Source organism: Pantoea sp. GM_Pan_4, from assembly GCF_026541005.1.
In the GTDB taxonomy this organism is placed as follows: domain Bacteria; phylum Pseudomonadota; class Gammaproteobacteria; order Enterobacterales; family Enterobacteriaceae; genus Pantoea; species Pantoea dispersa.
In genome coordinates, this window is the sequence record NZ_JALNUZ010000014.1 from 66,572 (window position 1) to 88,523 (window position 21,952).

At 60.1% G+C, this 21,952-nt stretch carries 15 protein-coding genes and 1 pseudogene; 6 read left to right on the plus strand and 10 right to left on the minus strand.

The features are described 5' to 3' along the window. Positions 1 to 51 precede the first annotated feature (51 nt). Positions 52 to 966, minus strand: coding sequence for an alpha/beta hydrolase (locus tag OXR61_RS20700; protein ID WP_021509538.1), 915 nt, complete (start codon positions 964 to 966; stop codon positions 52 to 54). 208 nt (positions 967 to 1,174) lie between these two features. Next, entirely contained in the window at positions 1,175 to 2,068 is an 894-nt protein-coding gene (locus tag OXR61_RS20705) for a MurR/RpiR family transcriptional regulator (protein ID WP_021509539.1), read from the minus strand. A gap of 406 nt (positions 2,069 to 2,474) precedes the next feature. On the opposite strand from OXR61_RS20705, the gene OXR61_RS20710 reads away from it, so the two are divergent. Both OXR61_RS20710 and OXR61_RS20715 read left to right on the plus strand, forming a co-directional pair. Then, positions 2,475 to 4,607, plus strand: coding sequence for a TonB-dependent siderophore receptor (locus OXR61_RS20710; RefSeq protein ID WP_021509540.1), 2,133 nt, complete (start codon positions 2,475 to 2,477; stop codon positions 4,605 to 4,607). A 34-nt stretch (positions 4,608 to 4,641) separates the two neighbouring features. Next, positions 4,642 to 5,734 (plus strand): annotated as a pseudogene (locus tag OXR61_RS20715) (ABC transporter substrate-binding protein). A gap of 130 nt (positions 5,735 to 5,864) precedes the next feature. On the opposite strand, the gene OXR61_RS20720 reads toward OXR61_RS20715, so the two are convergent. From OXR61_RS20720 to fdhF, 4 genes are read right to left on the minus strand one after another with little or no spacing between them, the layout of a single operon-like run. Next, entirely contained in the window at positions 5,865 to 6,824 is a 960-nt protein-coding gene (locus tag OXR61_RS20720; RefSeq protein ID WP_021509542.1) for a cytochrome d ubiquinol oxidase subunit II, read from the minus strand. An 11-nt stretch (positions 6,825 to 6,835) separates the two neighbouring features. Next, positions 6,836 to 8,206, minus strand: a complete 1,371-nt coding sequence (locus OXR61_RS20725; protein WP_031280112.1) for a cytochrome ubiquinol oxidase subunit I — start codon at positions 8,204 to 8,206, stop codon at positions 6,836 to 6,838. Further along, a complete protein-coding gene (locus tag OXR61_RS20730) occupies positions 8,199 to 8,684 on the minus strand; it encodes a hypothetical protein (RefSeq protein WP_021509544.1) in 486 nt (161 codons plus the stop codon). The genes OXR61_RS20725 and OXR61_RS20730 overlap by 8 nt, the downstream gene beginning before the upstream one ends. Next, positions 8,684 to 11,656: a formate dehydrogenase subunit alpha gene (gene fdhF / locus OXR61_RS20735; RefSeq protein ID WP_021509545.1), complete on the minus strand. Its 2,973-nt coding sequence runs from the start codon at positions 11,654 to 11,656 to the stop codon at positions 8,684 to 8,686. Before fdhF ends, OXR61_RS20730 begins: the two co-directional genes overlap by 1 nt. Before the next feature lie 303 nt (positions 11,657 to 11,959). On the opposite strand from fdhF, the gene OXR61_RS20740 reads away from it, so the two are divergent. Then, on the plus strand, positions 11,960 to 12,853 hold the full coding sequence (locus OXR61_RS20740; RefSeq protein ID WP_021509546.1) for an SDR family oxidoreductase: 894 nt from the start codon (positions 11,960 to 11,962) through the stop codon (positions 12,851 to 12,853). A gap of 74 nt (positions 12,854 to 12,927) precedes the next feature. Next, entirely contained in the window at positions 12,928 to 14,742 is a 1,815-nt protein-coding gene (locus tag OXR61_RS20745) for a glycoside hydrolase family 15 protein (RefSeq protein ID WP_021509547.1), read from the plus strand. A gap of 29 nt (positions 14,743 to 14,771) precedes the next feature. Here OXR61_RS20745 and OXR61_RS20750 read toward each other — a convergent pair whose 3' ends face one another. Together OXR61_RS20750 and OXR61_RS20755 are read right to left on the minus strand one after the other, a co-directional pair. Beyond that, positions 14,772 to 15,635: a DMT family transporter gene (locus OXR61_RS20750; protein WP_021509548.1), complete on the minus strand. Its 864-nt coding sequence runs from the start codon at positions 15,633 to 15,635 to the stop codon at positions 14,772 to 14,774. Positions 15,636 to 15,848: 213 nt separating this feature from the next. After that, positions 15,849 to 16,754: a LysR family transcriptional regulator gene (locus OXR61_RS20755; protein ID WP_021509549.1), complete on the minus strand. Its 906-nt coding sequence runs from the start codon at positions 16,752 to 16,754 to the stop codon at positions 15,849 to 15,851. A 143-nt stretch (positions 16,755 to 16,897) separates the two neighbouring features. On the opposite strand from OXR61_RS20755, the gene OXR61_RS20760 reads away from it, so the two are divergent. Further along, positions 16,898 to 17,647, plus strand: a complete 750-nt coding sequence (locus tag OXR61_RS20760) for an SDR family oxidoreductase (RefSeq protein ID WP_021509550.1) — start codon at positions 16,898 to 16,900, stop codon at positions 17,645 to 17,647. Between the two features lie 61 nt (positions 17,648 to 17,708). Here OXR61_RS20760 and OXR61_RS20765 read toward each other — a convergent pair whose 3' ends face one another. Next, entirely contained in the window at positions 17,709 to 19,145 is a 1,437-nt protein-coding gene (locus OXR61_RS20765) for a sugar porter family MFS transporter (protein WP_021509551.1), read from the minus strand. Positions 19,146 to 19,247: 102 nt separating this feature from the next. Further along, positions 19,248 to 20,420 carry an ROK family protein gene (locus OXR61_RS20770; protein ID WP_031280115.1) on the minus strand — a complete coding sequence of 391 codons (1,173 nt, stop codon included), beginning with the start codon at positions 20,418 to 20,420 and terminating at the stop codon, positions 19,248 to 19,250. Between the two features lie 207 nt (positions 20,421 to 20,627). Between OXR61_RS20770 and OXR61_RS20775 the strand changes: the two genes are divergently transcribed. After that, on the plus strand, positions 20,628 to 21,947 hold the full coding sequence (locus tag OXR61_RS20775; protein WP_021509553.1) for an MFS transporter: 1,320 nt from the start codon (positions 20,628 to 20,630) through the stop codon (positions 21,945 to 21,947). Positions 21,948 to 21,952 lie beyond the last annotated feature (5 nt).

Genomic DNA, 21,952 nt, shown 5'->3' on the forward strand with positions numbered 1-21,952 from the left:
CCCTTCACGGCGCGGCCGCTTACGCATGGATAGTCAGGGTTAAGTGATGCGTTACACAAAAAACTGACGTAACGCGTCGGCCAGCGCCTGCGGTTGCTCATCCGGGATAAAGTGACCACAGTGCGCAAGACGAATCCCGCTGACATCGGCCGCAAAAGTGCGCAGCGGCTGTGCCATATCAGCAATTGAGCCCTGATCGGCGCTTACCGCCAGCAGCGGGATCGCCAGTTTGCCCCGGGTTTGCAACAACTGACGATTCTGCTCCGCCGAGGTGCTGACCTCACGGTACGCCGCCATGCCGGCGCGCAGCGCGCCGTTTTGCTGCAGCAGCCGCACATATTCCGCCATTTCTTCGTCACCAAACACCATCGGGCTGGCTGCCTTGCGCTGCAAAAACCACTGCAGATAGAGCGCTTCACGACCGGCGATCAGCGCTTCCGGCAGATCCGGCAACAGGTGAAAAGCAAAATGCCAGGTTTTCCAAGCTTTGTCCGGCGTCGCAGGCAGCGCATCCGGCAGCGTCACGCCGGGAATGCCGGCATCCAGCAGCGCCAGTTTGCTGATGGCATCACCGTGCAGCATCGCCAGCGGCCAGGCAACCCAGGCACCCACGTCATGCGCGGCCAGGTAGTAACGCTCAACCCCTAACTGCTGCAACAATCCCTGCACGCTGTGCGCCAGCGAGGTGGTGTCATAACCGCTGGCAGGCTTGTCGGAGTCGCCCTGGCCGGGCAGATCCGGCGCAATGATGAAATAGTCTGCCGCCAGCTGCGCCATCACCTTACGCCAGGCAAACCAGCTCTGCGGAAAGCCCGCCAGCAGTACCAGCACTGGTCCCTGCGCATTGCCGCCGCTGACGTAGTGCAGCCGCACGCCCGCGACCGTGGCGTAAGCATGGTTAAACTGCGGCAGGTGATCGACGGGCTGTGACCAGCGCGGCGCGGTGTTCAGGGCAGGCAGTGACATAAGCGTTCTCCGGTTATTTTGGTAAAGAGCATTTCCTTATTTGATGCGATTCTGCGCTACCGCGCCGTTAACGCAGACTCATTAAGGAAATGTTTATTTCCTTAATATTAACGACAGCCACGCGCGCCTTGCAAGCGAGTCTGTGAAATAGATCCGGAAGCGAACGGCGGAGTGAATCGTCCCGCCGCCGCGCCTGAGTGATGTGCGGTTAGCCCGCCTTCTTCGCCGTGGGTTTCAGCGATCGATTGAGATCCTGAATGCGTTTCATGGTTTTAACCGTGCGTGCCGAACTGGCGGAGGCCACCGCCAGAATCAGCATTTCGAGGCACACCAGCACCGTACCGTGCAGCGGCATGCGACCATTTTCACCGCCGCGCGGCACGTTAATCACCACATCCGCCTGCTGCGCAAACGCCGAATCCAGCGCGTGGGTCAGCAGAATCACCGGCATACCCAGCCGCTGCGCCTCTTTCAGCGTCGTCATGCCCTCACGGTGCGCCGATTTCTGCGCCATCATGATCAGTACATCGCCGCGCTGTAGCGTTATCAGCTGTTCTGCCAGCGCAATCCCGGCACGGTTAAGCGTCACCGCCGGCAGGCCGATGCGCCGGAACAGTCGCGCGCTGTACTCCGCCAGAATGCCGGAAGCGTTGATGCCAAACAGCGCCACCTGACGCGCTTCCAGCAGCAGTGTCACCGCAGCCGCCACCGCCTGACGGTTGACCGGTTCTGCCAGTACTTCGCAGGCGCGCTGATGGCCGCCCAGCACAAAATCGATGCCGGAGTTGATGTCACACGACAGTTCGCTGATGGTCGCGCTCATCTTCTCTTCCGAGTTTTGCGCCGGACCAAACCACGCTGCCAGCGTGGTTTTCAGATCGCGCAAACCGGCAAAGCCCAGCGCCTGAACGGTGCGCACCACGGTGGCGTCAGAGGTTTGGGTGGCCTGGGCGATATCCAATGCAGTCGCGTCTAATATAGCCTCACGATGTTCGTGGATATATCGCGCCACCGTTTGCAGGCTGGCCGATAATGTCGTGACGCGCGCACGGTAGCGTTCACCGAATACATCCACCCGATTTTTAATGTTATTTGCCGCCATTATGTTGCCTGTTAGTAATATCGCATCGTTGTGAACCGCGTCGGCAGGCCGGCTTGTAGTAAAAATTTGCGCCGCTACCGCTGAACACTCCCTTCTCGCCTGGCTTAACCCGGCCAGCCTCAAACCACAAAAAAGCATAATTAACTGATTGTAAATGATTTTCCTGACTGATCCGGTTTAAAATCCCCTGCCGCGTTCTGCTGTAGTATCCACACCATCATTTACGTTTACTACTACATTTTTTCATGTTTGAATGATTCTCAATTACATCTCAGCCGCCTTTTTCCGCTGACTGATGGCATAACAATGCCGGGCCGCGAATGTCCTGTTCGTCACCGGCAGCATTTTACTGATAGCTTCGTTGCGCGGAATAAATAATCCCGCAATTACACCAGGTTTATATTCGATGCAGAACAACTCACCGCGGGCGGTTAAATTATTGTGCCATCCGGCTATCCTTGCCGCTATTTACGGCGTAACGGCACTCAGCAGTACTGACAGCCTTGCCGCTGAACAAAACAGCACCCTCACCGTGACGGCGCAGCAGCAAAACAGTGACGACGGCTATAGCGCCACCAGCAGTTCGGTCGCCAGTAAAACGCCGGTGTCGCGCCTCAATGAAGCCCAATCGGTGAGCGTGGTGACGCAACAGCAGCTGGAGGATTATCAGGCCGCCAGCCTCGCCGACGCGCTGCGCTTTGTCAGCGGCGTAAGCGAAGGTAATACGCTGGCAGGTACCGAAGATGGCTTTGTACGGCGCGGCTTTGGCAGCAACTCGGATGGTTCCATCTATCGTGATGGCGTGCGCAGCAGCCAGGGGTTGAATTTCGACGCCACCACCGAACGTGTCGAGGTGCTGAAGGGCTCGGCTTCGCTGCTGTACGGTATCCAGAATCCCGGTGGCGTGATCAATATTGTGAGCAAAAAGCCGCAATACACCTGGCACACCAAAGTCAGCGGTCGCGCGGCCAGCGAAGGCGGCGGCGCGGGCACGCTGGACGTCACCGGCCCGCTCGGCAACGGTTTTGCTTTTCGCCTGATTGCTGAAAAGCAAAGTCAGGATTACTGGCGCAATTTCGGCAGCGATAAACACACCTTAATCGCCCCCTCGCTACAGTGGTATGGCGAGCAGGCCAGCTTCCTCATCAGCTACGAAGATTATCAGTACGATATTCCTTACGATCGCGGCACGGCGTTTGTTAACGGTCAACCGGTGGCGATTGGCTATAAAGATCGCCTTGACGATAAAGCTAACCATGCGTGGGGCCACAATAAAACCCTGAACGCGCACTACGACTGGCAGTTTAATGAGGCATGGAGCACGCGCCTGACTTTTGGCTGGAACCAGCGTCAGTACGACAACAACGAAGTGCGGGTCACGGCGCTCAATCCTGCCACCGGCGTGGTGACGCGCCGCGCCGATGCCAACCGCGGCTTCAACCATAAAACCAAATACGTAGCATGGGATGTGATCGGTTCGCCGCAGCTGTTTGGCATGACGCACGATGTGGTGTTCGGCACCGATTATGAAATGAACCAGACTTACCGTGCGCACCAGTATCAGGGCAAAGCGAACACCGCCTTCAACCTGTACGATCCGCAATACGATATGCTGGCACCGATCACCAACAGCAGCAGTGAAAACAGCGCCAACGCCAACCTGCTTAACCGCCTGCACAGTCGCTCGGTATACGCCAAAGACAGCATTTCGCTCACCGACGACTGGATTGCGGTGCTGGGCGGACGCTATCAGCACTATGAACAGCGCGCGTCAAAGGGCTTCGATCCGGTGGTGCAAACGCTGGACAGCGAGGGCAACAAGTTCCTGCCGCAGGCCGGGTTGATTTACAAACTGACGCCGGATGTCTCACTGTACAGCAGCGTGAGCAAATCCTTCACGCCGTCGACTGACGTCGACGATGACGGCAACGTCGGCAAGCCTGAACAGGGCACCACATGGGAAGTGGGCAGCAAGTGGCAGATTTCGCCCCGGCTGTTTGCCAGCGTAGCGCTGTACCGCATCGACGAACGCGATATGTCGCTTAATATCAACGGCACCACGCGCGCCATCAATAAAGCGCGTTCGAGCGGCGCTGAATTTGAGCTCAATGGTGAAGTGCTACCGGGCTGGGATCTGAGCGCCAACTACAGCTACGATAAAGCCGAAATCGTCGACGATGGCGTCAATCCGGCGAACAATGGCAACCGCCTGCAGAATGCACCGCGTCACGCCGGGGCGCTTTACCTGAGCCATAACCTGACGCTGAACGGCATTCCCGGTGACTTCCGCGTCGGCGGCGGTGCGCGCTACGTTGGCTCACGCGCCGGCGATCCGGAGAACAGCTTTACGCTGCCGGATTATGTGGTCGCCGACAGCTTTATCGCCTGGAATAATCAGCTGTTTGGCGAGAAAACCCAGCTGAAGCTTAACCTGAATAACCTGTTCAATAAGCACTACTACACCTCCAGCGGCGGCAACCTGCGCGTGCGCGAAGGGGAAACCCGTAACCTGATGGTCGAGGCCAGCGTTGAATTCTGATCGAGCGAAAAAGCCGCTGACGTGGCGAGCCTGGCTGGCTGCCCTCCTGCTGCTGGCGTTCAGCACCAGCGCGCTGGCCAGGGTGATCACCGATATTGACGGCAATCGGGTGGAGATTCCCGATAATCCGCAGCGCATCGTGCTGGGTGAGAGCCGCATGCTGTATACCCTGGCACTGCTGGCGCCGGATGACCCGTTCCGCCACATCGTCGGCTGGCCGCGCGATCTGCAAAAGTATGACAGCCAGACGTGGAACAGTTTTGCGCAGCGGTTTCCGCAGATGCTGAACATCCCGACGCTCGGATCGGGCGGCCCTCAGGCGATCAATCCGGAGCAGATTCTCGCCCTGCGACCGGACGTGGTCATTCTGCCGAGTCTGGCGCGCTACGATGATGCCGATCTGAGGCTGGTCAGCATCCTGAATGCTGCGCATATTCCGGTAGTGAAGATCGATCTGCGCGTACATCTGTTAAAGAACACCCGGCGCAGCGTAGAGATTTTTGGTGAGGTGCTGAATCAGCAGGCGCGCGCGGCGGCGTTCAACCGCTTTTACAGTGCGCATCTGCAGGTGATCGAGGAACGGCTGGCGCGCTATCACGGGCCGAAACCCACGGTGCTGTTGCAGTTGCATCTGGGACGGCGCAACGAGTGCTGCGTGACGGCGATTAACGGCAGTCTGGGCGAGCTGCTCAACGCCGCCGGCGGCGACAATATTGCTGGCAAAACCCAGCACGGCGTGTTTGGCCGTTTGAGTGAGGAGCAGGTGATCGCAGCCCAGCCTGAATATTACTTTGCCACCGGCTTTGGCGATAACGCCAGCGCAGGCCTGCTGCGCCTCGGACCGGACGTCGCGCCCGACGCGGTGCTAAGCAGTTTCCGCCAGCTCAGCGCAGCAGAACGGCTTGCGCGAGCTGAAAGCGATTCGCAACGGCCATGCGGCGGTCATCTGGATGAATTTTTATCTCAGCCCGTGGCACATTGCGGTGACCGAGTTCATGGCAAAAACGCTATATCCGCAGCTGTTCGCCGACATCGATCCGCAGCAGACGCTGGAAACCCTGTTCCGTGATTTCCTGCCGATCCCCTATCGCGGCACGCTGTTTATGCGCATTCCGGCGGTGGATTAACCGTGCTGTTCACCCTGATATTTCTGTGCAGCCATTCCGGTGCGCATGAATGCGCACCCTACAGATGACCTCAGATCCGATGCCGGTATTCATTAATGGCCCCCGGGAATGGTCCCTGTAGGGTCGCCATTTATGGCGACCGCTGCGCTGCCTGCGGCTGGCGCTTAAACACCCAGAACGCCCAGCTGTGGTACAGCAACGTCAGCGGCAACACAATCAATAAACCCGTCACCACAAACCCCTGCGTCACCGGCGAGGAGGCCTGCTGGTGCATCTCCAGCTGCCACGGCAGCAACCACGGATAAAGCCCGCACGCCAGCGCCGCGACCACCACGCCCGTCTGCACCAGCGTGATCATCAATAACGCCACCATCGCTTCCCGCCACAGCGTAAGCAGCTGCAGCAGCCACAGCGCAGGCAACAGGCTCAGCAACACTTTTCCCGGCCAGCGCTGCCAGCTCTGCTGCCACAGCGCCGGCTCCAGCAGCAGCACGGCAATAAAGCAGGCCAGCGTCACCACCCACCACAGCATGGCCAGCGCCCGCGCCCGCTCTACCACCGGCTCGCCAATGCGCCAGCACAGCCAGCAGCAGCCCAGCAGCAGATCAACCGCCACCAGCCCGAGGCCGCACAGTAGCGGCACCAGCGAAAAATCAATCACAATCCCGCTGGGCGGACGCGACACCAGCATCAACCCGCTCATCCAGCCTGGCAGAAACGCCGCCAGCAGCGAGCTGACCATCAGCAGCCGGTCCAGCCAGCGTCGCCCGGTCTCGTCAGGCTGACCGCGATACGCCAGCGCCAGCCCGCGCAAAAACAGCGCCAGCAGGAAGAGAAACAGCGGCACCTTCAGCGTCTGTAGCAGCAGACTGTACAGCGGCGGAAACAGCGCCAGCATGCCGCCTGCCAGCAACACCAGCCAGGTTTCATTGGCATCCCACAGCGGCAGCAGGCTATGCACCATCCACTGCCGTTCTTCTGGCTGGTCGAAACTGTACAGTAGCATCCCCACGCCGCTATCCGTGCCATCCAGCGCCAGATACATCAGCAGGGCAAACAGCAGGAGCACAGCAGAAAGTTCGACCAACATCCTCACCCTCCTCAGGCTGGCGTCTGTATGGTTTCCGCTACCGCCGTCGCCTGCGGATCCGGCAGCGGCGCCGCCAGGTGGCGCAGCAGATAACCCAGGCCAAAGGCAAAACTCAGTGCGTAAATCACCACCACCGACACGAAAATGGCGACGCTGCTGCCGAGGGACATTGGCGCCAGGCTGTCGGCGGTACGCAGCATGCCGTATACTGTCCACGGCTGCCGGCCAACCTCCGTCACCACCCAGCCCGCCAGCAGCGCAATAAAGCCAGCCGGTGACATCAGCGCCAGCAGACGCAGCACGCGCCGCGACTGATCAAGGCGACCGCGCCAGCGCTGCACATTGCCCGCCAGGCTGCTCAGCAGCATCAGCAGCGCCAGTCCCACCATCAGGCGAAAGGCAAAAAACACCGGCAGCACCGGCGGCAGGCTGTCGCGCGGAAACTCACGCAGGCTTTTGATGTGGCCGCTGAGGTTATGGCGCAGGTAGAGCGAACCGATAGCCGGGATCGCCAGCTCGGCGTGATTCCGCTGCTGCGCCTGATCGGGCAGCGCAAACAGCCGCAGCGGCTCGCCCTCCCCTGGCGCAGGCGGCTGCCAGCTGCCCTCGATGGCCGCCAGTTTGGCGGGCTGATAGTCACGGGTGTTTTCGCCGTGCAAATCGCCCACCACCATCTGCAGCGGCAGGATGCACAGCGACACCGTCAGCGCGCTGCGCAGCATCAGCCGGCTGGCGGCCTCGCCAGCATTACGCAGCAGGCGCCACGCCGCGACACCACCCAGCAAAAACGCCACGCTGATCCACGAGGCCAGCAGCATGTGCGCCAGCCGCCAGCCAAACGAGGGCGCGGAAATCAAACTCCAGGCGCTGTCCGGCGTGAACTGGCCGGCGTCGTTGAGCGTAAAACCGCGCGGCGTTTGCATCCAGGAGTTAGCGGCGAGGATCCAGAAAGCGCTAAAAATCGCGCCGAGCGCCACCAGACAGGTAATGGCGAAATGCACGCCGGGTTTCACCCGATCGATGCCAAACAGCATCACGCCGGTCAGCGCCGACTCGAGGAAAAAAGCGATCAGCACTTCATACAGCATCAGCGGACCGATAATGCCGCCCGCTTTGCTGGCAAACACCGACCAGTGGGTGCCGAACTGAAACTCCATGATCACGCCGGAGACGGTGCCAATCGCCACGGTGAGCGCGAATACCTTGATCCAGAAGTGCAGCGCCTGATGCGCTTCCGGCCGTCTGCCCCACAGCCAGCGCGCTTCAAACCACACCAGAAACGGGGCCAGCCCCAGCGTCAGCGCTGCCAGGGTAATGTGCATGCCCATTGTCAGGGCAAACTGACCGCGCGCGATCAGCAGCACCCACTCCTGGCTACTCACGGCTCGGCTTACCGCTGTAGCGGGTTATCGGCTTCTCCTCATCACCCTGCATTGCGCGCGCGAAGGTTTCCAGCGCCGCCAGCAGTGGCCGGATGCCCTGCCACAGCGCCTCATCATTCAGCAGTTTGAGCACGCCGCTGACGCCCGGCGCGCTTTTTTCCTGCTGCGCCGTGTCGCTGGCCGGCTTCATCGCCAGCAGGGCATCGCGCAGCGCCAGCAGCAAATGGTTGAAACGCTCCGGCGGTACGGTACTGAGGGTCATAAACAGCAGCGACAGGTTCTGAACCGCATTCTGCGTGCCGGGCCGGTTAAGCCCGGCGGCGACGATTTTGCCGATGTCATTGTTGGCTTTTACCATGTCATTAGCCAGGCGCAGGAAACCGTGCTGATGCAGATTCTCCAGCAGTTCGTTCAGCGCTTCCTGCGCGCTGGGTTCGGTGCGCGTCGGAGTGGGTTGATAGTGCAGCGGTTCGGCCATTAGCTTTTCTCCGGATGCGAAACGTGTTCAGGCGGCAGCCGGTATTCAGGCTGCTGCCATTTTTGTTCAACGGGCAGATGATCCAGCGGCGTGCGCTGGCCGTGGCGGAAGTTGTGCAGCGGAATCGGGTGCGGCTGTGGCGCATGCGCCAGTTTGCGCATCATCACCGCAATTTCCTTGTAGGCGGGCGTGTTGACGTCGGGATCGTGATGTTCACCGGTCAGCCCGTTAATGCCCGGTTTGCCATGGTGAATAGGAATGAACAGCACATTTCCGGCCATCCGTTCGGTCACCACCACCGGCACCTCCACGCTGCCCCGGCGCGAACGCAGCTCCACCCAGTCGCCCTGCTGTAATTGCCGCTCCTGCGCCAGCTGCGGCGAAATCTCAACAAACCAGTTGGGCGACAGCGATTTGATGCGTCCGCCCTGCCCGGTCTGATTAGTCGACTGGAAATGCTCCAGCATACGTCCATTGTTCAGCAGCAGATCGTACTGCTCATCGGGCGCTTCCATCGGTGGCTGCCACGTCAGTGGATACAGACGCGCTTTGCCATCAGGAAAGGCGAACGCCTCGGTATACAGCAGCGGCGTGCTGCTGCCGTCGGCGTTTACCGGCCACAGCTGTGACTGCCAGCCGACGAGGTTCTCATAGCTGACCCCGGCAAATAGCGTGGCGATACCCGCAGCTTCTGCCATGATGGCGCCGGGATTCGGGTAGTGCCAGTGATGGCCGAGACGCGCCGCGACCTCAGTCAATATCTGCCAGTCAGGCCGGCTGTCGCCGAGCGGCGCAAACGCAGGCGAGAAGTGCTGAATGCGCCGTTCGGTATTCACGAAGGTGCCCTCTTTCTCCAGGCTGGGGCAGCCAGGCAGCACCACATCCGCGAACTGAGCGGTGCGACTCATGAAGATGTCCTGCACCACCATGAAATCCAGCCGGCTGAAGGCTTCGTGCACTTTGGTCGAGTCCGCATCAGAAAAGGCGGTCTCTTCGCCGATGATGTACATGGCGCGCACCCGCTGTTCATGCGCGTCTTCCACCATCATGAAGTTATCCAGCCCGGCTTCATCGGAAAGCGCTTCCGGTGCCACGCCCCAGGCGCGCGCCCATTTTTCCCGCACCTGCGCATCGGTCACTTTTTCGTAGCCGGGATAGACATTGCTTAAGCAGCCAAAATCACTGGCACCCTGCACATTATTGTGACCGCGCATCGGGTAGCCACCGGTGCCGGGGCGACCGTAGTTGCCGGTGACCAGCAGCAGATTGGAAAGCGCGGTGCTGGTATCCGCACCGTGGCTGTGCTGCGTAATGCCCATCGCCCACAGCAGGCAGGCGCTGCCCGCGTTGCCAATCATCTCGGCGGCTTCGGTCAACTGCGCCACGCTCAGACCGGTGACTTCACTGGCCATCTCAAGCGTAAACGGAGCCAGCGAGGCGCGATATTCCGCCACCTGATTAACGCGCGTGCGCAGGAATGCTTCATCGGCATAACCGTGATCGAACATGTAGCGCGCCATCGCCGATGCCCACACCATGTCGGTACCGGGACGGATGCGCAGATAACAGTCGGCGCGCTCAGCCATTTCGTGACGGCGCGGATCGACCACCAGCAGCTTTTGTCCGCGATGTTTGTGGCTCTGCTTGATATGTGAAGCGAAAACCGGGTGGTTTTCCGCCAGGTTGCTGCCAACGGTGATGATCAGGTCGGTCTGCTGCAGATCGCGCAGCGTACCGGCATCGCCGCCGTAGCCCACGGTGCGAAACAGCCCTTCCGTCGCCGGGTTCTGGCAATAGCGCGAGGAGTTGTCCACGTTGTTGGTGCCGAAAATCAGACGGGCGATCTTCTGCGTCAGGTAGGCTTCCTCATTGCTGGCTTTACTGGAACCAATAAAACCAATCGCGTTACCGCCGTGCTGGCGTGCAACCGCGCGCAGGCCGTCGGCCACGCGCTGTAGCGCCTCTTCCCAGCTGGCCGGGCGGAACTGGCCGTTTTCACGAATCAGCGGCGTGGTCAGCCGGTTTGGGCTGTTCACAAAATCCCAGCCAAATTTGCCTTTGACACAGGTTGAGATGCCGTTAACCGGCGCATCGGCCACCGGCTGGATTTTGAGGATGTGGCGATCGCGCGTCCAGACTTCAAAACTGCAGCCGACGCCGCAATAGGTGCAGACGGTTTTGGTTTTTTTGATTTCGACTTTGCGCAGCGCATCATCGATCAGCGAAATTCCGGTGATCGGCTCCATGCCGATGCTGTTTTCCAGCGATTTGACGAAATCAATCAGCGGCCGCTTCAGGTCTTCATCCATCGCGGTGAAGGGTCCGGCGTCGGGCTGCATGGTTTTTTCCAGCAGCGCGTTGCACGGGCAGACGGTCACGCAGTGCCCGCAGCTGACGCAGCTGGAACCGGCAATCTGCGTTCCGCCATCCCACAGCACGCGCGGGTGATCGGCGCTGTAATCAATCGACAGCGTCTCATTTACCTCGACATTCTGGCAGGCTTCCACGCAGCGTCCGCACAGAATGCACTGATCCGGATCGTAGGTATAAAACGGATTACTGTGGTCTTTGCTGTCCGGTTTGCGCTGGTAGGGGTAATACTGAATCGGAATGTGCATGTCCGCGACGGTGTTATGCAACGTGCAGTCGCCGGTGTTGTGCTCACACACCGTGCAGTAGAGTTCGTGGCGATTGAGAATGCGGTCCATGCCCTCCTGCTGTGCCGCCTGCAGTACCGCACTCTGGCTGACCACGCGCAAGCCCTCGGCGCTGCGTAACGTGCAGCCGCGCACCGCTTCGCCATCCACCTCCACCCAGCAGACATCACAGGTTTGCAGCGGCGGCAGCGCCGGGTGATAACAGACGTGAGGCAGTTTTTTTCCCTGCTCCTGCAGAAAATCAATTAACGGTTGATTTGCGGTTCCGCTTAAGCGCTCACCATTAAATATAATGGTACATTGTGCTTCGCTCATTTAACGCCTCGTTTAAGCCATCGCTCATAATTATTCGGGCCGGCCAGCGCCGGTTATTATGTAAAGTTATGCATAGAGCTTAGGAACAAATTTTTATCCCGCAAGCAGGCCGATTCGCTTAATAATGCGCACAGCTTACGCAGCGCTAAAATAATCATTACGTTAGTGATTTTGTAACTAAAAATATCATTTCATCCACTGCCGCCACGCTTTAATAAAGCGCGACTGCTTATTTTTTGACGTGACAAATATCACATCTCTGCCAGGCTTAATTTACTCGTTCCACTGTACAAGGAGATAGGTATGACTTCATTTACTAACAAAACGCTGATTACCCAGGAATATCCAAAGCCGCCATTCAAAAAGCAGCATCAGCCCATTCCGGGATTAGCCAGTAAGATGGAACCCCGTCCCGATCACGGTGAAACCAGCTATCGCGGCACTGGCCGTTTAACCGGGCGCAAGGCGCTGATTACCGGTGGCGACTCCGGTATTGGTCGCGCGGTAGCCATTGCGTATGCCCGCGAAGGGGCAGACGTGGCGATCAACTACCTGCCAGAAGAGGAGCAGGACGCCGCTGAAGTGGTGCAATTAATCGAAGCGGAAGGCCGTAAAGCGGTGGCGATTCCGGGTGATATTCGCTCAGAATCTTTTTGCCAGCAGCTGGTAAAAGAGGCAGCAGAAAAACTCGACGGCCTGGATATTCTGGTGAATAACGCCGGTCGCCAGCAATTTAATGAGTCTATCCGTACGCTCTCAACGGAAGATTTTGACGCCACCTTTAAGACCAATGTTTATGCGATGTTCTGGATCACCAAAGCGGCACTGGAATATCTGCCTGCCGGATCATCCATTATTAATACCTCGTCGGTTCAGGCGTATGAACCGAGCGCCATCCTGCTGGATTATGCGCAAACCAAAGCCGCGATCGCCGCCTTTACTAAAGCGCTGGCGAAGCAGCTGGGCGAGCAGCAAATTCGCGTCAATGCTGTAGCACCAGGACCGTACTGGACCGCGCTGCAGGTGTGCGGCGGTCAGCCGCAGGAAAAAATCGAGAAGTTTGGTGCCAGCGCGCCACTGGGGCGTCCGGGTCAGCCGGCTGAAATCGCGCCGTTGTACGTGACCTTCGCTGAAACCACCAACAGCTTCACCTCAGGTCAGGTGTGGTGCTCCGATGGCGGTACCGGTACCGTCTGACCGGGGAATTCCACCCGCATCACGTGGCTGCCAGCAGGCGGCCACGCTGCCGTTTCTGCTGACAGGGAAGATCCATGAATAACCAAACGTTCCAGTCGCCGGTGCGCGAACGGGGCTTCGCGCGTCTCGGTGACTACGCGGCCATCGGCGAGGGCCGGTCGGTGGCGCTGATCGCGCCCGACGGCGCGATTGACTGGTGGTGCGCGCCCAACCTTGACTCCGCCCCGTTGTTTGATCGCCTGCTCGATCCCGAGATCGGCGGTTTTTTCCAGATCGAACCTGATGCCCCTTATCGTACCGAACGCGCCTACCGTGCTGACAGCAACGTACTGGAAACCCGCTTTTTTACCGATAACGGCAGCGTAATGCTGACCGAATCGCTAAACAGCACGCTGGCCGGCCGTCTGCCGTGGAGTGAACTGGCGCGGCGCGTGGAAGGCGTTGATGGCGAAGTGACACTGCGCCTGACGCTACGCTTTGGCACCGTTGCCGAAACGCGCTCGCCGTGGCAGGACAGCACCGAACAGGGCGACGTGTACCATATCGGCGATCTGATGGCGATGCTGCGCACCAGCGAGGACTGGCAGATTGAACAGCGTGACGATGAGCAAATCAGCGCTACGCTGCGAACGGCTGCGGACAGTCGATCGCTGGTGGCGTTGCTGGTCACCGAGCGCGAACCGCTGGCGGTGCCGCCGCTGGAGGCGATCGATACCCGGATTGAAACCAGCCATACCGCCTGGTGCGACTGGACCCGCAGCCTGAGCTATCAGGGGCGCTTTGCTGAGCACGTGCGCCGCTCGGCGCTGTCGCTGAAATTTTTATGGTATTCCCCCACCGGCGCGCTGGCGGCGGCAGCCACTACCTCGCTGCCGGAAGGCATTGGCGGGGAAAAGAATTATGACTACCGCTATGCATGGGTACGCGATGCCTGTCTGATCATCAAAGCCTTTGTTTTTCTCGGTGCGCTGGAAGATTGTAAAGCGGCGTTCTCCTGGCTGTCGAAAACCATTATCCGCCACGGTACCGCGCTGCGCACCTGCTACACGCTGGAGGGTAACGAAGTGCCTGCCGAACGCTTTGTGCCGCTGCGTGGCTATCATCATTCCCAGCCGGTACGCGTGGGCAACAACGCCCGCGACCAGCTGCAGCTGAGCATGTACGGCGATATGCTGGCGACCGCCGAGTTGTTTATACGCGCCGGGCACGTACTGGATTTAGCCACCTCGCGCATGCTGGGTGCGCTGGCCAATCACTGTGCCGATCGGTGGCGGCTGAAAGACAGCGGTATCTGGGAACTGCCGGAGCAGCAGCACTATACGCATTCAAAGATGGCCTGCTGGCTGGCCCTCGACCGTGCCGTGGCGCTGGCCGAAGCGCGCCACATTGAACCGACCTGGCTGAAACGCTGGCAGCGCGAGCGCGACCGCATCAGCAGCTGGATTGAAGCGCACTGCTGGAACGAAGAGAAACAGGCGTATGTGTTTTATCCCGATAGCAACGGCAGGCTGGACGCTGCGCTGGCGCTGGTGCATCCCTATGGCAGCCGCGTCAACCCGGCACGTATGCAGGCCACCTACCGTGCCATTGAGCAGGAACTGGGACACGGTAGCGCCATGCTGTATCGCTACAGCGGCACGGAACAGGAAGAGAGCACTTTTATCGCCTGCTCGTTCTGGCTGGTGGAAGCCTGGGCGGCGCTGGGCGAGACAACGCGTGCCGAAAGCGCTATGCAGCAGATCCTCGACAAGCTGTGCCAGCGCGGCAACGTGGAAACCTTCAATGAAATGTTCGACGTGCGCAGCGATGAGTGGCGCGGCAATATGCCGCAGGGCCTCAGTCATCTGGCGTTGATTTGCGCCGCACAGGCGTTGACCGATCATGGCTGAAATGCCCCGCCGGCTGGCGGGGCATGATGTTAACGCGAAGGCTGTGGCGCACGAAACACCAGCAGGATACCCGCCAGAATCGCCGCCATGCCCAGCAGGCTCAGCCACGGCAGTCGGTTACCCAGCAGCAGATAGTCGAGCAGCGCGGTAATCACCGGCACCAGATAAAACAGGCTGGTGACGTTAACGATACTGCCCGCGCTCAGTAAGCGATACAGCAGCAGCTGGGCCACCACGGAGATCATCACGCCGAGGAACAGCGCGGCCAGCCAGAAATGTAGCGTGAAGCTGACATGAAAAGGTTTAACCGGCAGCAACAGCAGGCACAGCAGTAAACTCACACCGTACTGCAGCGGCAGCACCTGCGCCGGATGCTGCGTCACCCGCTGCTGCATGATGGCACCGAAGGTCATGCACAGCAGCGCGGCCAGCGCAAACAGCACGCCGCTGAGCGGCAGCTGCGACGCCGCCAGACTGCGCCACACCAGCAGTATCAGCCCCGCCAGCGCGACCGTTAAGCCCAGCAAGCGCCTGCCCGGCAAACGCCGCTCCACCAGGCACAGCGTCAGAATAGGCTGGATGCCCATGATGGTGGCGATCAGCCCTGGCGTCACGCCCTCCGCCATCGCCTGGAAATAACACAGCGAATAAGCGCCGATCAACACCAGGCCGGTCAGCATCACGCGCGGGCGCGTACCGGGCTGCGGCAGCCAGCGGCGGCGAAACAGTCCCACCAGCAACAGTGCGACCAGCGCGATGCTAAAACGCACCACCAGCAGTGCCAGCGGTGAGGCATTATCCAGCCCGAGACGCGAGAAAATGGCTGCGCTGCCCCACAGCAGCACAAAGCCTGACGTCGCTGCCTGCGAAGTCAGCGAAGAAGAAGAACGCATAGCATTGCTCCTGAAACAAACGTTGTTAGCGCGCTCGCTAAGCGAGGCGCAGAAAGTTCGATACTTAGCGAATCACAACGCGTGCCGGAGGTGGCGGGCAGCAAGGCGCATACAGGCGAAAGTCAGATGACGATGCGGAGTCAGCAGAGAGTGTCATAAACGCGCCTGTAGCATGGGGTTGAGGCCAAACGTTAACAGATTGTTTACACCCTGTCATCCATTTAGCCGTTGCGGAAACACCTCACGCAGCCAGTCGATCAGTACCCGCAGGCGCTGGGTGAGATGGCGGCTTTGCGGATAAACCACGTGGAACGGATAGTCGGACGGACGCCAGTCGGCGAGGATCTCTACCAGCCGTCCGGCCTGCAAATCCGCGGCCGCAGCGTAACGGAACGTCTGAATGATGCCCAGACCCGCCACCGCCGCGGCAAGGTGCGCGTTGCTCTCATTGACGCCAACGCGATGCGCGGTCTTTACCTCGATTCGCTCTTCGCCGTGGCGGAAGCGCAGCGGAAACGCGCGCCCGCTCTGCGGCGACAGATAGCTGATGATGCGGTGGCCATTGTTCAGCTCCTGCGGATACGCCGGAATGCCGTAGGTCCGCAGATAGCCGGGCGTGGCACAGGTGATCATTTGCGCATTGCCTAAATGCCGTGCCACCAGTGACGAATCGCTCAGCGGACCGCCGCGCACTACGCAGTCCACGTTATCACTGATGAGATCCACGGTGCGATCGGACACGCCAAGGTCCAGGGTGATGTCGGGAAACCTGGCGACGAAATCGGGCAGCGCCGGCAGCAGCACATCGCGCGCCGTTGAGCCGCCGATATCCATACGCAGCTGACCGTGCGGTTTCGTCGTGACGCTATTGAACGCACAATCGATATCTTCCAGATCGCGCACGATGCGCAGCGCCCGCTCGTAGTAATCGCGCCCTTCTGCCGTCACCGTGACCCGGCGCGTGGTGCGCTGCAACAGGCGCACGCCGAGATGCGCTTCCAGCTCCTGCACCAGCTTACTCAGGGTAGCGTTAGGCATATCCAGTGAATTGGCCGCCCGGGTAAAGTTGCCTGCCTCAACCACGCGGGCGAACGCCCGGATTGCCAGCAATTGATCCATTGTCGCCCCTTACCTGATTATCCACCCAGAGAAATAGTCCTTTCGATTTTACACCATTTATCCGTAAAAGCGGCAGCGCTACAGTGCACTTCAGCGACGGCAGGCCGTCACCACTTAATCTGATCAACTGTGGAGTACATACTATGAACCTGATTCTGCAAGACAAAATTGCTTTAGTGACCGGCGGCACCTCCGGTATTGGCCTCGCCACCGCTCAGGAACTGGCGGCACAGGGCGCACGCGTGTTTATCACCGGTCGTCGTCAGGCTGAGCTGGATGCGGCCGTCGCCAGCATCGGCGGCGGCGCCACCGGCATTCGCGCCGATGCAGCAAAGTTAAGCGATCTGGATGCCGTCTATGCGCAGATTGCGCGCCAGGCCGGCCGGCTGGATATCCTGTTTGCCAACGCCGGTGGCGGCGACATGCTGCCGCTGGGGGCCATCACAGAAGAACATTTTGATCGTATCTTCAGCACCAACGTCCGCGGCGTGCTGTTCACCGTGCAAAAAGCGCTGCCGCTGCTGAGCGATAAGGCGTCGGTGATTCTCACCGGCTCCACCGCCGCAATTCAGGGTACGCCGGGCTTCAGCGTTTACAGCGCCAGTAAAGCGGCGGTGCGTAACTTTGCCCGCTCGTGGGCGCTGGATGTGAAAGATCGCGGCATCCGCATTAACGTGGTGAGCCCTGGCCCGGTGCAGACGCCAGGCTTAGGCGGCCTGGTGCCGGAGGATCAGCGCCAGGGGCTGTTCGATGCGCTGGCCGCACAGGTGCCGCTCGGTCGTCTGGGTGAGCCGGGAGAGATTGGCAAGGTGGTGGCGTTTCTCGCCTCCGACGCAGCCAGCTTTATTAATGCAGCCGAGCTGTTTGTCGATGGCGGTATGGCGCAGGTGTAAGCGGGTATTGCACCGGTGCGCCGCCTGGCGCACCGGCTTTCTGCCTGAAGCATGGCTGCGGTTACCGCAGAGAATGCTCACCTGCCACCGCAGCCGGCTCGCCTGCGGTGAGCTGCTGCTCCAGCAGCTCCAGCGATATGCCTTTGGTCTCCGGCACGCGACGCAGCACAAAGACAAAGCCCGCCGCACAAATCACGCCATACAGCATAAAGCTGCCCGCTGCACCAAGTCCGGCATTGAGGATGGGAAAGGTATAAGTCAGCACAAAACAGGCAATCCACAGCGCCAGCGTGGCGACCGACATCGCCAGACCGCGAATCCGGTTAGGGAAAATTTCCGCCAGCAGCACCCAGGTGACCGGCGCCAGCGTCAGCGCGTAAACCGCAATCGCCGCCAGTACCAGAATCAGCACCGGCCAGCCGGTGATGCCCAGCGTGTAGGCACCGGCAATCAGTGCATAACACAGCGTCAGTCCTCCGGCACCGATCAGCATCAGTTTGCGGCGGCCGAGCCGGTCCACCAGCGGCAGCGCCAGCACTGTTGCCAGCAAATTGATCAGGCCGGTGGCCACGATCGACTTCAGCGTGCCGTTGATATCGAAACCAGCCGAAGCAAAAATCTCCTGCGCATAATTGAAAATCACGTTGATACCGCACCACTGCTGGAAAATCGCCAGCACGATGCCGGTGATGACAATCGGCAGCGTGCGCGGCGCCAGCAGCGAGCCGGCGCGGGCGCGCGTTTGCTGGCGATCCTGTTCCAGCGCGCGGGCAATCTCGCGCTGCGTCTGCTGCGCATAAGCAGGCGAACCAATTTTGTTCAGCATCGCCAGCGCGCGCTGCGGCTGGCCCGCCAGCATCAGCCAGCGCGGTGATTCCGGCACCCACATCATCAGCAGCAGAAATGCCAGCGACGGCACGGCGGCCGAGGCGAACATCCAGCGCCAGCCAACCTGACCGTTCCAGGTTTCACGCAGCGCCGCATGGGTTGATGCGCCGACGACCGGATCGGCAATCATCAGGTTGATCAGCTGCGCCGCCAGCACGCCAATAACGATTGTCAGCTGGTTAACCGCGACAAACTTGCCGCGCTTGTCTGCCGGGCTGATCTCCGCGATGTACATCGGGCTGAGCGCCGAGGCGATACCAATGCCGACGCCGCCGAGAATGCGCCACCAGACAAACAGCGTAAAGCTGCTGGCCAGCGCGGTGCCGATCGCCGACACCACAAACAGCAGTGCGGCGACAATCAGCGGCAGCCGCCGCCCCAGCTTGTCCGCTGACCAGCCGGACACCAGCGCGCCAAATACGCAGCCCACCAGCGCCGAGCTCATCGCCCAGCCGGATGCCGCCGGATCGGTGACGTTGAACCAGGCCTCATAGAAGGGTTTGGCCCCGCCAATCACCACCCAGTCATAGCCAAACAGCAAACCGCCGCAGGCTGCCACCAGACAGATGCTCCACACGTAACGCATATTCAGATGTTGATGATTGTTCACGGCCACTCTCCGCACCAGGGTCAAAGTGCGGCTATCTCACCACCGATACCGCAGGGTGAAAGTTCAGGCCCTCACAGATTTTAGTAACAGGAGTTTAGTAAACTACGCCGTACCGGGATCGGCCTCGACATAGAGATAACCGATGCCGAGGACCTGACGGGCGCGATCCAGCTGACCAAAATGCACGTTGGTGGCTTTGCTTTTTAGCGCATCGCGCGGATCAAAAGGATTGAAATCAATCTGGTGCACGATGGTCTGCAGCCAGCTCTCACCAAAAGTACAGCTGCGACCGTACAGCCAGATTTGATTGATATTCAGCGTATTAAGGAAATTGTACAGACTCATGCCGATGGCTTCCGCGCTGCGCTGCGCCCACTCGACGATCCACGGCTCGCCGGCCTGCCAGGCAGCCAGCAGCTGACGGCTGGTGGGCTGCACCGCCTGCGGCGCGCGCTGATGCGCCAGCCGCTTCAGCGTGCTGAGCGAGGCGACCGTCTCCAGGCAGCCCTGCCGTCCGCAGTTACAGCGCTCCCCGTGCGGATCAATAATGGTGTGGCCAATCTGCCCGCTGCCGTACAGGTTGCCGCGAAAGATCTCGCCGTTGATGACAAATGATGAGCCGATGCCGTAATCGACATTGATGACGCAGAATTCGGCCAGCGCATTGCGGTTCAGCCACTTTTCCGCCAGCGCCAGCATCACGCAGTCGTTATCGACGCGGACGTCAACTGCCAGCTTCTCCTCCAGCAGAAACTTCAGCTGCAGCGGGCTGCGCCACGCCGCCTGCGGCATATGCTGCGAGACGCCGGTTACCGGATCGACCTGCCCGTGCACCGCCAGCGCCAGATTAATCTGCCGCTTCGGCCAGCGTTTACAGGTCGCGCGCCACACCGTTTCAATCTCTGCCAGCAGCTGCTCTGGCGTCTGCGCGTTGATGCTGATTTGCTGATAGTCGCCCTGCGCCACCAGCTGCGCATCCGCCAGCTGCAGTTCAATGCTGGTCGGCTTGACGCACAGGCACAGCGTCCACGCGCCTTGCGCTGGCAGCTGAAAACTGCCGTTGCTGTTGCCGCGCGTGCTCAGCGTGGCGCTGGAGTGCTGCACGTGGCCCTGCTCCAGCAGCTCCTGCAAAATCTTGCTGGCTGCCGGTATGGTCAGGCCGCTGAGCTGCGCCAGCTGCGATTTGCTCAGACGTTTATGACGCCACATCAGCTGCATAAACAGCGCTTTGTTGTGCTTACGCACCTGGAAATTATTCAGTCCGACGGTTTTCACGCGGCCTCCTTTCGCTTCATCCGCGCTCATCTTACTAAACAGTGTTTACTGACTTCTGTGATGGTTGCGCCATCCTGCACGCCTGCCGTGCTTTAGAGTCCCTGCTCATAACAACCCGTTCGCGCTATCCCGATAAAAAACGTTCAGATAATGCCGGGCGAACGCTTTATCTGGCTGTGCTGACACCAACCCTATTGAGAAAACATAATGACAACATCACCTGCAACCCATCCGTGGCTGATCCGCCTCGGCATTCCGCCCGCGCTGGCCTGGGGCTATCTGGCAGTCCTGCTGTTTATGATTGGCGACGGCGTCGAGTCCAACTATCTCGCGCCCTATCTGCACGAAAACGGCTTCTCCCTGAATATCGCTGCCTGGGTAATCGCCTTTTACGGCGTCACCGTCACGCTGGGCTCATGGCTGGCCGGTTCGCTGTCAACGCTGATCGGCCCGCGTAAAGTGATGCTGGCGGGCGGCCTGATCTGGATTGTGTTTGAAGTGCTGTTCCTGGCCGTGGCGCTGCCGTCGCACAGCGTGCTGCTGCTGGCACTAACCTATGGCCTGCGCGGCGTGGCTTATCCGATGTTTGCCTACGCCTTTCTGGTGTGGATTCAGTCGGCGGCCCCGGCGGAGATGCGCGGCTCCGCCACCGGCTGGTTCTGGCTGGCATTTACCGGCGGGCTGCCGACGCTCGGTTCGCTGGTAGCGATCTTCTCTATCCGCCTGGTGGGCGAATACGCCACCTTCTGGCTGTCGCTGGGTCTGGTGGCGATCGGTCTGCTGGTGATGCTGCTGGCGCTGAAAGAGCGCAGCGGTTATCAGTCGCTGCTGGATGCCGAACATCGTCAGCAGGGCACGCTGCGCACGCTGATGGGCGGCATCGATATTCTGTGGCGTGAGCCGCGCATCGCTGCCGCGGCAGTGGTGCGCATCATCAACACCACGCCCTACTTCGGCTTCTTTATTTTTTTGCCGGGCTTTTTCACCGAACAGATTGGCTTTTCCCAGACCGAATACCTCAGCCTGATCACCATCATGGGACTGGTGGGCATGAGCTTTAATCCGATCGTTGGCAAGCTGAGCGACCGCATCGGCTGGCGCAAAGTGCTGACGGTGTTCGGCGGCCTGGGTTCCGGCGTCTCGATGCTGCTGATGTACTTTGTGCCGCAGTGGAGTCACGGCAGCTTTGTGCTCAGCGTCATCTGCGCCTGCCTGTACGGCATCACGCTGTGCGGCTACGTGCCCGCCGCCGCGCTGTTCTCCTCGCTGTGCCAGCCGAAGGATAAAGGTAACGCCATGGCGATTTACTGCTTCGCCGCCGGCTTGTCCACTTTCTTTGGACCGGCGCTGTACGGCGCAATCAATGCGCTGCTCGGCACACTCGGGGTGGTTTGGGGCTACGCCTTCCTGTATCTGGTGAGTGCGTTTATCTCGTGGCGTTATCTGCTCAGTCCGCTCGATCCGGGCGAGCAGCACAACCCGGCGGCGCAGCGCCTGCGCCGGTTAGATTCCATCGCATCGGAGTAAACGGA

Coding starts and splice junctions, on each gene's coding strand:
- OXR61_RS20720 (WP_021509542.1), bottom strand. CDS start 6,824: ATGTTGGTCGAACTTTCTGCTGTGCTCCTGCTGTTTGCCCTGCTGATG.
- fdhF (WP_021509545.1), bottom strand. CDS start 11,656: ATGAGCGAAGCACAATGTACCATTATATTTAATGGTGAGCGCTTAAGC.
- OXR61_RS20755 (WP_021509549.1), bottom strand. CDS start 16,754: ATGGATCAATTGCTGGCAATCCGGGCGTTCGCCCGCGTGGTTGAGGCA.
- OXR61_RS20775 (WP_021509553.1), top strand. CDS start 20,628: ATGACAACATCACCTGCAACCCATCCGTGGCTGATCCGCCTCGGCATT.
- OXR61_RS20740 (WP_021509546.1), top strand. CDS start 11,960: ATGACTTCATTTACTAACAAAACGCTGATTACCCAGGAATATCCAAAG.
- OXR61_RS20760 (WP_021509550.1), top strand. CDS start 16,898: ATGAACCTGATTCTGCAAGACAAAATTGCTTTAGTGACCGGCGGCACC.
- OXR61_RS20730 (WP_021509544.1), bottom strand. CDS start 8,684: ATGGCCGAACCGCTGCACTATCAACCCACTCCGACGCGCACCGAACCC.
- OXR61_RS20705 (WP_021509539.1), bottom strand. CDS start 2,068: ATGGCGGCAAATAACATTAAAAATCGGGTGGATGTATTCGGTGAACGC.
- OXR61_RS20710 (WP_021509540.1), top strand. CDS start 2,475: ATGCAGAACAACTCACCGCGGGCGGTTAAATTATTGTGCCATCCGGCT.
- OXR61_RS20750 (WP_021509548.1), bottom strand. CDS start 15,635: ATGCGTTCTTCTTCTTCGCTGACTTCGCAGGCAGCGACGTCAGGCTTT.
- OXR61_RS20745 (WP_021509547.1), top strand. CDS start 12,928: ATGAATAACCAAACGTTCCAGTCGCCGGTGCGCGAACGGGGCTTCGCG.
- OXR61_RS20700 (WP_021509538.1), bottom strand. CDS start 966: ATGTCACTGCCTGCCCTGAACACCGCGCCGCGCTGGTCACAGCCCGTC.